Annotated in this window: 9 protein-coding genes; 4 read left to right on the plus strand and 5 right to left on the minus strand. The window is 73.6% G+C overall.

The features are described 5' to 3' along the window. Nucleotides 1–121: 121 nt before the first annotated feature. The 3 genes from AB0O82_RS18440 to AB0O82_RS18450 form a co-directional block, all read right to left on the minus strand. On the minus strand, nt 122–715 hold the full coding sequence (locus AB0O82_RS18440) for a TetR/AcrR family transcriptional regulator (protein ID WP_363584842.1): 594 nt from the start codon (nt 713–715) through the stop codon (nt 122–124). Nucleotides 716–784: 69 nt separating this feature from the next. Continuing rightward, nucleotides 785–1453, minus strand: coding sequence for a histidine phosphatase family protein (locus AB0O82_RS18445; RefSeq protein WP_363584844.1), 669 nt, complete (start codon nt 1451–1453; stop codon nt 785–787). 104 nt (nt 1454–1557) lie between these two features. Further along, nucleotides 1558–2490: an aldo/keto reductase gene (locus AB0O82_RS18450; RefSeq protein WP_363584846.1), complete on the minus strand. Its 933-nt coding sequence runs from the start codon at nt 2488–2490 to the stop codon at nt 1558–1560. A gap of 225 nt (nt 2491–2715) precedes the next feature. Here AB0O82_RS18450 and AB0O82_RS18455 point away from each other — a divergent pair, with 225 nt between their 5' ends. After that, the gene (locus AB0O82_RS18455; RefSeq protein ID WP_363584848.1) at nt 2716–3462 is read left to right on the plus strand and encodes a rhomboid family intramembrane serine protease; all 747 of its coding nucleotides are present in this window, start codon (nt 2716–2718) and stop codon (nt 3460–3462) included. Between the two features lie 132 nt (nt 3463–3594). After that, nucleotides 3595–4563 (plus strand): D-2-hydroxyacid dehydrogenase family protein, encoded by a 969-nt coding sequence (locus tag AB0O82_RS18460; protein ID WP_363584850.1) that lies wholly within the window; start codon nt 3595–3597, stop codon nt 4561–4563. 105 nt (nt 4564–4668) lie between these two features. On the opposite strand, the gene AB0O82_RS18465 is transcribed toward AB0O82_RS18460, so the two are convergent. Together AB0O82_RS18465 and AB0O82_RS18470 are read right to left on the minus strand one after the other, a co-directional pair. After that, nucleotides 4669–6264 (minus strand): L-lactate permease, encoded by a 1596-nt coding sequence (locus AB0O82_RS18465; RefSeq protein ID WP_363584852.1) that lies wholly within the window; start codon nt 6262–6264, stop codon nt 4669–4671. A 234-nt stretch (nt 6265–6498) separates the two neighbouring features. After that, on the minus strand, nt 6499–7245 hold the full coding sequence (locus AB0O82_RS18470; RefSeq protein ID WP_363584854.1) for an IclR family transcriptional regulator: 747 nt from the start codon (nt 7243–7245) through the stop codon (nt 6499–6501). A gap of 98 nt (nt 7246–7343) precedes the next feature. Here AB0O82_RS18470 and AB0O82_RS18475 point away from each other — a divergent pair, with 98 nt between their 5' ends. After that, nucleotides 7344–8510 carry an aminotransferase class V-fold PLP-dependent enzyme gene (locus tag AB0O82_RS18475; RefSeq protein WP_363584856.1) on the plus strand — a complete coding sequence of 389 codons (1167 nt, stop codon included), beginning with the start codon at nt 7344–7346 and terminating at the stop codon, nt 8508–8510. A 37-nt stretch (nt 8511–8547) separates the two neighbouring features. After that, nucleotides 8548–11571: an FAD-linked oxidase C-terminal domain-containing protein gene (locus tag AB0O82_RS18480; protein WP_363584858.1), complete on the plus strand. Its 3024-nt coding sequence runs from the start codon at nt 8548–8550 to the stop codon at nt 11569–11571. Nucleotides 11572–11691: the final 120 nt, after the last annotated feature.

The raw sequence follows: 11691 nt of genomic DNA on the forward strand, positions 1-11691 counted from the left end.
GGTCTGCATATTTATTGGGCGCGAGGAGACTTCGGGCACGGGAGATTCGGGCACAAGGAATCGGGAGGGTCGGAAGGGGCGGAGCCGCGCACCGGTCGGCGGCGGCTCCGCCCGCGACGCCCTACGCGGTGCGGGCGGCCGGCTTGGCGCCGAGCAGGTGGCGGACGGCGTGCAGCGCGTGGTCCAGCGGCTCGCGGCTGCGCCGGACCGACGCGAGCAGGACCGCGCCCTCCATCAGCGCCAGTGCCTGCCCGGCCGCCGTCGCGGCCTCGGCCGGCTGGAAGCCCTCGGCCTCCAGCCGGCCGGCCAGCACGCGCTGCCAGCTCTCGTACACTTCCGCGCAGACGGCGCGCAGCGGCTCGTTGGTGCCGGCGACCTCCAGGGCGACGGTCGCGATCGGGCAGCCCTTGGTGTAGTCGGAGCCCGCCAGTCGCTCGGCGAAGACCTCGGTGAGCCGCTCGGTGAGCGCTCCGCTGTCGGCGCCCTCGGCGGCCAGCGCGGCGAGCAGGTCCTCGACCTCCTGTCCGGCCTGGACGAGGGAGGCGGCGACCAGTTGGTCCTTGCCCTCGGGGAAGTGGAAGTAGAGCGAGCCGCGCGGTGCGCCCGTCGCGGCCACGATCTGGTTGAGGCCGGTCCCGAAGTAGCCCTGTGCCTCGATCAGCGTCCGGGTGCCGGCGATCAGCCGGGCCCGGGTTTCCTCACCCTTGACTCCCATGCGGAAAACAATAGACCGGTCTGCATATTCCTGTCGACGGGCCTCAGCGCCTGGCCTCAGTACCGGGCCTCAGCACCGGGCCTCGGACGGGAAGCCGGTCCAGCACAGTTCGTCGGGCAGGTGGCGCATGTCGTTGTGGAGCAGCACGTAGGAGGGGCGGCCGGGTGTGTAGCGGATGACGGTCAGCGCCGCGTTGCAGGAGTTGAGGCCGAGCCAGCGCCAGGCAGGGGCGCTGAGGGCGTGCCGGACCAGCCAGCCGATCAGGAACGCGTGGGTGACGACCAGTTCGTGCCGGTCCTCGCCGCCCGCCACCGGACCGGTGAACCGCTGGACGGCCCGGCGCGCCAGCTCCGGGCCGCGGGCGCGCTCCTCCGCCGTGGACTGCGCGAGGAAGTCCAGCAGGTAGTCGGCGCTGTCGGCGGGCAGTTCGTGCCGCTCCGGGACGTACGGCACGTAGTCGCCGGCCTCCTCGCAGACCGTCGGGACCGCGCCGGCCTGCCAGCCGCCGCCCAACGGCTCGTTGCCCGGCCGCCCGCCGCCCAACTGCTCGGCGATCAGCCGGGCGCTCTGCGCGGCCCGGGGCAGCGGTCCGTGGTGCACGGCTGCGATGGGGCGGTCCGCCAGCCGCCGTCCGAGCAGGACGGCCTGTCGGCGTCCGTCGGCCGTGAGCCCGCTGCCGTCGGGCGCGGCCTCGCCGTGGCGGGTCAGGTAGAGGTAGCGGGTGGCGGACTCGGCCATGCTCCGGGACTCCTTCGTTCGTGTCGGCGTGCGTGCTCTCGTGCTCGCCGGTGATCCTGGGCTCGTCCCGGATCGACGCCGTCGCGGCCCTGCCCGGTTCCGGATCAGCCCGTGTGCGCCTCCTGGAGCAGTGCCAACTCCTCCGGGGAGAGGCGCAGCGCCCCGGCGGCGATGTTGTCCTCCAGGTGCGCCAGGTCGCCGGTGCCGGGGATGGCCAGGACGTGCGGGCCCTGGTGGAGCGTCCAGGCGAGGCGGACCTGGGCCGGGCCGACCCCGCGCGCCTGCGCCACCGCCCGGACCTGGGCGGGTTCGGCTCCGCCCGTGCCGGACTCCCGCCCGGCTCCGGCGATCGCGTAGAACGGGACGAAGGCGATGCCCTGCTCGCCGCAGAGCCGCAGCACGGCGTCCTGTTCGGGCGAGGCGCCGATGCCGTACGGGTTCTGCACGCACACGACGGGCGCCACGGCCTGTGCCTCGGCGAGCTGGTGCGGGTGGATGTTGGAGAGGCCGAGGTGGCGGATCAGCCCGGCCTGCCGCAACTCGGCGAGGGCGCCGAAGCGTTCGGCGATCGAGTCGGTGCCGACGATCCGCAGGTTCACCAGGTCGAGGTGGTCGCGGCCGAGTTGGCGCAGGTTCTCCTCGACCTGGCCGCGCAGCCGCTCCGGGGTGCGGGCGTGCTCCACCCACTCGCCGTCGAGCCCGCGGCCCGGGCCGACCTTGGTGGCGATCACCAGGTCGTCGGCGTACGGCGCGAGCGCCCGGTTGATCAGCTCGTTGGCGGAGCGCAGTGGGGAGAAGTAGAAGGCGGCGGTGTCGAGGTGGTTGACGCCCAGTTCGACGGCGCGCCGCAGCACCCGGACGGCCTGCTCGCGGTCGCGCGGTACGGCGTCGGGGACGAGCGCCCGGCCGGTCTGCGGCAGGCGCATCGTGCCGAGGCCGATCCGGTGGACGGTGCGGTCGCCGAGCGTCCAACTGCCGGAGGCGGCAGCGGTGACGGCGGCAGCGGTGACGGCGGCGGGGGTGGTGTCGGAGGTCATGCCGTCATGATCGCCACTGCACTGCCCCGACCGCCAGCGATTCGGGAATGTGTGAATCCCCGGGGAATCCACGGGGGCGGAGATGACGGCGGACCTGGCGGGACTGTGACAACCGTCATGCCGAGTCCATGATCACCCTCCCTGGTCCGGGGCCCCGCCCGACCGGGATGATGGGGCGCGTCGACGGGGCGGGAGCGCCCAGGGTCGGGTGAACGGGGGTCGGCGATGTCGCCGCACGAGATCGGGTTGTACGCGAGCGCCGCCGTGGTGGTCAGCGTGGGACTTCAGGCGCTGGTACTGGCCGGCTCCAACGTCGGTCAGGGAGTCGGCTCCGCAGCCGGCCCGGGAGCAGGAGCCCCGGCGGGCGCCGGGCCGGGCGAGGTGCTCGCCGTGGTCCGGGGCGCCCTGGCGCGCCGGCCCCGGGCCACCCTCACACTGTTCGCGGTGATGGCGGTGATGGCCGTGCTCCAGTACGCGGTGCCCGCCCTGGTCGAGGATCTGATGCGGCAGCCGGGAGCGCTGTCCGACGGGCAGTGGTGGCGGGCCGGGACGGCCCTGCTGGTGCAGTCCTCCGGGATCACGCAGATCGCGATGAACCTGCCGGCCCTGCTCGTGGTCGGCGCCGTCGCCGAGTCGGTCCTCGGGTGGTGGCGGACCCTGGCCGTCTTCCTCGTCAGCGGCGTCCTCGCCCACGTGGTGAGCCTGGCCGGCTGGTCGCCGCGCGGCGGCGGCGACTCCGTGGCCGTCTGCGGCCTGCTCGGCGCCCTGGCCGTCACCTGCCTGCTGCGCGGGAACACCCTGGGCCTCACTTTCAAGGGCACCTGGTACCTGCTGCTCATCCCCGCGGCCGGTCTGTTCCTGTGCGCGCTGCGGAACAACCACGGCGCCGGTCTGGTGGCGGGCTGCCTGCTCGGCCTGGCGCTCGCCGCCGGGACGAGGGCCAGGCCGACCGGGCAGCCCGCCGTGGCGTGACGGGGCTTGGCCATCGCGCGCCTCCCCGTGCTCCGGTGCCGGTGGTCCACCCCCGGGGCCAAGCTCGCAGACCCGCGGCTCGGACCGGGCCTGGCACGCCGGCCGCCGGTCGGCGTCTGGGAGAGTGCGGGCATGACACTTCGGACTCTTCGGTGCGCCGTCCTCGACGACTTCCAGGGCGTCGCCACCAGCATCGTCGACTGGTCGCCGGTCTCCGACCGGGTGGCGGTGACCGCCTTCTCCGAGCACTTCGGGTCGGAGGACGAACTCGCCGCGGCGCTGGCCGACTTCGACTTCGTCGTGACCCTGCGCGAGCGGGTGCCGTTCCCGGCCTCGCTGTTCGCCCGGCTGCCGAGGCTCAGGCTGCTGGTCGCCTCGGGCATGCGGAACTCGGTGATCGACTACGCGGCCGCCGAGGCGCACGGCGTGACGGTCTGCGGGACGGCCAGCTCCTCCACCCCGCCGGTCGAGCTGACCTGGGCGCTGCTGCTCGGCCTGGCCCGCGGCATCGTGCCGGAGAGCACGGTGCTGCGCGAGGGCGGTCCCTGGCAGAGCACCGTCGGCGCCGACCTGCACGGGCGGGTGCTCGGGCTGCTGGGCCTGGGGAGGATCGGCGGCCTGGTCGCCCGGGTCGGACTGGCCTTCGGCATGGACGTGCTGGCCTGGAGCCAGAACCTCACGGACGAGCGGGCCGCCGAGGTCGGCGTGCGCCGGGCCGCCGGCAAGGAGGAGCTGTTGAGCGGCGCCGACTTCGTCTCGATCCACCTCGCCCTGGGCGAGCGCACCCGGGGGCTGCTCGGCGAGGCCGAACTCGCGCTGATGAAGCCCGAGGCGTACCTGGTGAACACCTCCCGGGCGGCGATCGTCGACCAGGACGCGCTGCTGGCCGCGCTCACCGGGGGCCGGATCGCGGGCGCCGCCGTGGACGTCTTCGACGTCGAGCCGCTGCCCGCCGAGCACCCGCTGCGCACCGCGCCCCGGCTGCTGGCCACCCCGCACCTGGGGTACGTGTCGCGCGACAACTACCGCCGCTACTACGGCGAGGCGGTCGAGGACATCGCGGCCTACCTGGCCGGCGAGCCGATCCGCCGCCTGGGCTGACCCCTGGCTGGGCTGACCCCTGGCCTGGGCTGACCCCTGGCCTGGGCCGATCCGCCGAGCCGGGCCACCGCGCCGACCGGCCCGGTCGGCGCGGCGGCGACTCGTTCACGGCACCATCCAGCCGAGGACCGGGGTGGACTGGAGCCAGGCGAGGAGGCAGAGGACGGCCAGGACGGCCAGGCTCCAGCCGATGATCTTGCGGAGGACCTCCCCCTCCCGCCCGTACGTCCCGACCGCGCTGGCGGCGATGACCAGGTTCTGCATCGCGACGGCCTTGCCCTGGACGCCGCCGGTGCTGGTGGTCGCGGCGGCCAGGAGGGGGGACAGTCCGATGTGCTGGGCGGCGGAGACCTGCATCGCACCGAAGAGCGCGTTGGAGGAGGTGTCGGATCCGGTGAGGGCCACGCCGAACCAGCCGGTGAAGCCGGAGAACAGGGCGAAGGCACCGCCGAGGCCCGCCAGCCAGGTGCCGATGGAGACGGCCATCCCGGAGAGGTTCATCAGGTAGGAGAGGGCGAGGACGCAGGCGATGGTCAGGGCCGCCCAGCGGATCTGGTGCAGCGCGTCCAGGTAACAGCGCAGTGCCCGCCGTACCGGCACCCGCAGGATGAGCGCGGTCAGGACGCCGGTGGCGAGGAGCAGGGTCCCGGCCGCGCCGAGCCAGCCGAAGTCGAAGATGGTGACCGCCACGGGTCGGCCGCTCGGACTGGTCACGTGGAGGCCGGGCCAGGGGAAGGCGACGTCCTGGTCCTTCACGAAGCCGGCGACGGGCCCGCCGTAGGACACCAGGGCGAACAGCGCGGTGATGATCGCGTACGGGAGGAAGGCCAGCAGGGTGTCCCGGCGGGGGGCGCGCTCCACGCGGGGCCCCGTTTCGGCGGCGGGGCCGTGCCGTCGGGCCCGGATCCTGAGCAGCACGATGACCGAGGCGAGCGAGGTGAGCGAGGCCACCAGGTCGGTGAGTTGGTAGGTGAGGTAGTTCGAGCAGAGGAACTGGCCGACGGCGAAGCCGGTTCCGGCGGCCAGGGCCACCGGCCACACCTCCCGGAGCCCCCGGCGTCCGTCGAGGAGGAGCAGCAGGACGAACGGCACCAGGGCCGCGATGACGGCGGACTGGCGGCCGACCATGGCGCCGAGGTCGGCCCCGGGGAGGGAGGTGACCTTGGCCAGGGTCTGGATCGGGTTTCCCACCGAACCGAAGGCCGCCGGCGCCGTGTTGGCGAAGGCCGCGACGGCGGCGGCCTTCAGGGGGTCCAGTCCCAGGCCGAGCAGGATGAGCGAGGTGACCGCGATGGGGGTGCCGAATCCCGAGAGGGACTCGATCATCGCCCCGAAGCAGAAGGCGATCAGCACGGCCTGGATCCGGATGTCGCCGGAGAGGGACGAGAAGGTCCTTCCGATGACGTCGAAGTGTCCGGAGGCGCGTTGGAGGCGGTTGATCCACACCGCGCCGAGGATGATCCACACGATCGGGAACAGTCCGAAGGCGGCTCCCTCCAGTGCGCCGTCGGCGGCCTGGCCGAGCGGCATGCCGTAGCCGGCGGTGGCGATCAGGAAGGCGGTGGCGAGCCCGGCGAGGGCGGCCCAGTGCGACTTCAGTCGCACCAGGCCGAGCAGGACCAGGAGGACGAGGAGGGGGGTCGCCGCGAGCAGGGCGGCGAGAGCGGGGTGTCCGAGCGGGTCTGGGACTTGGCGATACACGGGTGGGTCTCGCTTTCTCCAGTCGGCGATGACCGCGACGGCGAGAACGCTCGATCCACCCGGGTACGGACGATCGGCGCACGCACATTTTCGCATCATGGAACCCGAGTTCCATCAGGCGCCAAGCATGGGATGCGCCGATACCGCCGTCAAGGGGGCGGGGTGCGGGCTCCGGATCGGGAGTGCCGATCCTGACGCATCGTCAGAAAAGCTTCGGGGAGGCCGAGTTCGCCGTCACCCGCGCGCTCCGAGCACGACGCCGAGCCGCTTCGCCGCCGCGTTGACCAGGGCTCCGTGCTCCGCCCGCGACTCGTCGGTGGCCCGGCTGGCGGGGACGTTGACGCTGATGCTCGCTACCGGCAGCCCGAGGCCCCCGATGACCGCCGCGGCGACCGCTGAGACGTCGGAGCGCCACTCGCCGCTGTTGGTCGCGTAGCCCCGGCGCCGGACCTCCGCCAACTCGTCCAGCAGCCGCCGTGGTTCGACGATCGTCGTGTCGGTGTACCGGGCCAGCCCCTCGGCGAGATAGCTCTCCAGCGCCTCGGCGGGGCTCGCGGCGAGCACCGCCTTGCCGTTGGCGGAGGCGTGGGCGGGCAGGTCCTGCCCGAGCGGAAGGACGATCCGCACCGGCTGGCTGGTCTCCAGCCGCTCCACCAGGATCACCCGGCCGCCCTCCGGCACGGCCAGGTGGACCGTTTCGCCGGTCTGCCGGCGCAGTTCCTCCATCACCGGCACGGCGGCGTCGCGCAGGCCCAGTTCACCGGTGGCCTGCCGGCCGACCTGCAGCGCCTTGGCGGTCACCAGCCACCGCGTGGGTGCCCCGCCGGCCTGGCGCAGCCACCCCGCCGTGTGCAGGGTGAGCAGCGCCCGCTGCACGGAGCTCTTCGGTAGGTCCATGGCCCGCGCCAGCTCCGCGACGCCGATCGGCTGGCGCGCGGCGACCTCCTCCAGTACCCGCAGCGCGTTGAGCACGTTCTGCATCCTTGACCCCCTTCGAAGGTGGCGCCTACGCTCCACTATGCCGCTCCACGATACGACGTGCCGTCAGACGGCACAACCCTTAAGGGGGTTCGACGCGTATGTCCTTCCGTACCGGCCGCCACTTCCTCCAGATCCCGGGCCCCACCAACGTCCCCGACCCCGTGCTGCGGGCGATCGCGGCGCCCACGACCGACCACCGGGGGCCCGAGTTCGCGGCACTGACGCTGCGTCTGCTCAAGTCGATCGGGCCGGTGTTCGGCACCTCGGGCCCGGTCGTGATCTACCCCGCCTCGGGGACCGGCGCCTGGGAGGCCGCCCTGGTCAACACCCTCAGCCCCGGCGACCGGGTGCTCTGCTTCGAGACCGGACAGTTCGCCGCGCTCTGGCGGGAGATGGCCCAGGACCTCGGCCTCCAGGTGGATCTGGTCCCCGGGGACTGGCGCCACGGTGCCGATCCCGAGGTGCTCGCGCAGCGACTCGCCGAGGACGCCGACCGGACGATCAAGGCGGTGTGCGTCGTCCACAACGAGACCTCCACCGGCGTGACCAGCCGGATCGCGGAACTGCGCCGGGCCCTGGACGAGGCGGGCCACCCGGCGCTGCTGCTGGTCGACGCGGTGTCCTCGCTCGGCTGCCTCGACTACCGCCACGACGAGTGGGGCGTCGACGTCACGGTGTCCGGCTCGCAGAAGGGCCTGATGCTGCCGCCCGGGCTGGGGTTCAACGCGGTCAGCCGCAAGGCGCTGGTCGCTTCGCGCACCGCCGGGCTGCCCAAGTCGTTCTGGAGCTGGGCGCCGGTCATCGAGGCGAACCGGAACGGTGCCTTCCCCTACACCCCCGCCATCAACCTGCTCTACGGCCTGGACGAGGCCCTGCGGATCCTCGACGCCGAGGGCCACGACAACGTCCACGCCCGGCACGCCCGGCACGCCGCCGCCACCCGGGCCGCCGTCCACGGCTGGGGCCTGGAGGTCCTGTGCGCGGACGAACGCGAGTACTCCGGCTCGCTCACCGCGGTCCTGCTGCCGGAGGGCCACGACGCCGACCGGTTCCGCGAACTCGTCCTGGAGCGCTTCGACATGTCGCTCGGCGCCGGTCTGGGCAGGCTCGCCGGCTGGGTCTTCCGGATCGGCCACCTCGGCCACCTCAACGACCTGACCCTCATCGGCACCCTCGCCGGGGTGCAGCTGGGCCTGGAACTCGCCGGGGTGCCGATCGACCCGGCCGGCCTCGGTGCGGCGCTCGACGTGCTCCGTCGCCCGTGAACGCCCCGGCACCCCCAGACACAGGAGTCAACCGGACATGACAGCGAGCAGTTCCGACGCCTCGACGGCCGGCCGCGGCCCCGAGCGCGCCGCCCGACCCGAGAGCGGCACCCGCCACGGCGACACCCGCGCGCTGGAGCACCGGCTCCGCCGCGACCTCGACGGCGAGGTCCGCTTCGACGACTACACCCGGCACCTGTACTCCCGGGACGCGAGCATGTACGCGATCACCCCGGTCGGCGTGGTCCTGCCCCGGCACGCCGACGACGTCCAGGCCGCGGTCGCCGCGGCGGCCGAACACGGCGTACCGCTGGTGCCGCGCGGCGCGGGCACCAGCCTGGCGGGGCAGACCGTGGGGCCCGGGCTGGTCCTGGACCTGTCCCGCCATCTGAACCGCATCGTGGAACTGGACCCCGAGGCCCGTACCGCCCTGGTGGAACCCGGCGTCGTCCAGGCCCAACTGAACCGCGCGGCGGCGCCGTCGGGCCTGGTGTTCGGCCCCGACACCTCCACCGCCAACCGGGCCACCATCGGTGGCATGATCGGCAACAACTCGGGCGGCAGCGGGTCGCTGCGCCACGGGATGACCATCGACCACGTCCGGGAGCTCGACGTCGTGCTCTCCGACGCCAGTCGGGCCCACCTCGCCCCGGTCGACGCGGCGGAGCACCGCCGGCGGGCCGCCCTGCCGACCCTCGAAGGTGCCGTCTACCGCGAACTCCCGCGGATCGTCCGGGCCAACGCCCGGGCCATCGCCGAGGGAACACCGGAGTTCTGGCGCCGCTCCGGCGGGTACCGCCTGGAACGGCTCGTCCGCGAGGGCGCCGAGGGCGCCGAGGGCGCGGAGGACGCCCCCTTCGACCTCGCGAAGTTCGTCGTCGGCTCGGAGGGCACCCTCGTCATCGCCACCAGGGCCCTGGTCGACCTGGTGCCCAGGCCCGCGCACACGGTCATCGCCGTCGGCCACTTCACCTCCGTCGCCGGGGCCGTCGACGCGACCGCGGACGCCCTCGCCTGCGAACCCGCCGCGGTGGAGCTGATGGACCGGACGATCCTCGAACTCTCCCGGCGGAAGATCGAGTACGCCCCGCTCGGCGGCATCCTGGCCGGCGATCCCGGGGCGCTGCTGTTCGTCAGCTTCAGCGGGGACGACGAGGGCGAACTGCGCGGCCGGCTCCAGCGGCTCACCGCCCGGTGGGCCCGGCACGGCCACGGCTACCACACCCTGCACGCGGTGACCGCGAAGCAGCAGGAGGCCCTGCTCAAGGTCCGCTCGGCCGGCCTGGGCCTGCTGATGGCCGCCGGCGAGGGCACCCGCCGTCCGCTCGCCTTCGTCGAGGACACCGCCGTCGACCCGGTCCACCTCGTCGACTACACCCGCCGCTTCCAGGAGGTGCTGGACCGGCACGGCCTGTCGGCCGGCTTCTACGGGCACTGCTCGGTCGGCTGCCTGCACATCCGCCCCTTCGTGGACCTGACCGACCCCGCCCAGGTGACGACCATGCGGGCGGTCGCGGAGGAGATCCGGGACCTGGTCACCGAGTACGGCGGTGTCAACTCCAGCGAGCACGGCGACGGCCTGGCCCGCAGCGAGTTCAATCCGCTGCTCTTCGGGCGGGACCTCTACGAGGCGATGCGCGGTACGAAGCGGCTCTTCGACCCCCGGAACCTCTTCAATCCCGGCAAGATCGTCGACGCCCCCGCGATGACGGACCACCTGCGGGACCGGGCCCTGCCGCCCGCGCCCGAACTGCGCACCCGGCTCGCCTTCGAGGTCCTCGGCGGCATGCGCGGGGCGGCCGACCGGTGCATGAACATCGGGCTGTGCCGCAAGAGCGCCACCGGCACGATGTGCCCCTCCTACATGGCCACCCGGGAGGAGGAGCACTCCACCCGCGGCCGCGCCAACGCCCTGGTGAAGGCGCTCTCCGAGCCGGACCCCCGGCAGGCGCTGGGAGACGAGCGCCTGCACGGGATCCTCGACCTCTGCCTGATGTGCAAGGCGTGCAAGAGCGAGTGCCCGCTCGGCGTCGACATGGCCACGCTCAAGGCCGAAACCCTCTCCCACCACCACGACCTGCACGGGGTGCCGCTCAGATCCCGGGTGTTCGGCGCCATCCGCCTGCTCAACCGGCTCGGCTCGGCCACCGCGCCGCTCTCCAACCTCCCGGGGCGCAGCCGGCTCGTCCGCCGACTGCTGGAACGGAGGTTGGGGATCACCGCTGCCAGGCCGCTGCCGGCCTTCGCGCGGGACAACCTGCTGCGGTGGTTCCGGCAGCACGAGGGCGCGGCCCCGTCGGCCCCCCTCGGTGAGGTGACCTTCCTGGCCGACTCCTTCACCACCTTCACCGAGCCGGCCATCGGCCGCGCCGCCGTCGAACTGCTGGAACTGGCCGGCTGGCGGGTCCGGCTGGCGGCGCAGGGCTGCTGCGGTCGCGCGAGCCTGTCCAAGGGACTGCTGGACGACGCCAAGCGGCAGTCGGCCGACTTCGCCCGGGCCATCGCCGCGACGGCGGCCCCGGACTCACCGGTCACCGGCTGCGAGCCGTCCTGCCTGATGACGCTGCGGGACGAGCACCTGGCCCTGCACCCGGACGACCCGGTGGTCAAGGATCTCGCGGGCCGGGTCCGGCAGGTGGAGGAACTGCTCACCGAGGCGATCGACGCCGGACGCCTCCGCCTGAGCCCCGAGGCCTGGCCGGCCGGTCGCCGACTGCTCTACCACGGCCACTGCCACCAGAAGGCCGAGGTCGGTACGGCCGCCACCATCGCCCTGCTGAACCGGATCCCCGGCGTCGAGGTGGTCGAACTGGACGCCGGCTGCTGCGGGATGGCGGGCTCCTTCGGTTTCGAGAGCGAGCACTACGAGGTGTCCATGACGGTGGGGAACGACCGGCTCTTCCCCGCCGTCAACGCCGAACCCGAGGACACCGTGATCGTCGCCACCGGCGCGTCCTGCCGCCAGCAGATCTTCCACGGGACGGAGCGCCACGCCTGGCACCCCGTCCAACTCGTCCGCGAGGCCCTGCTGACCGGCACCGCCCCCGCCCCGTCCGGCTGAGCGGGGTCCGGGGGCGCGAGGTCCGGGCCCTCCAAGGAGGAACTGGTCAAGGACGCGCTGCGCGCCTGCCTGCCCCCGGCCGGCCCGCCGCCCGACACCGGCGGCCTGCGCGGGGACCTG

Source organism: Kitasatospora sp. NPDC088264 (assembly GCF_040685715.1).
Taxonomy (GTDB): Bacteria; Actinomycetota; Actinomycetes; order Streptomycetales; family Streptomycetaceae; genus Kitasatospora.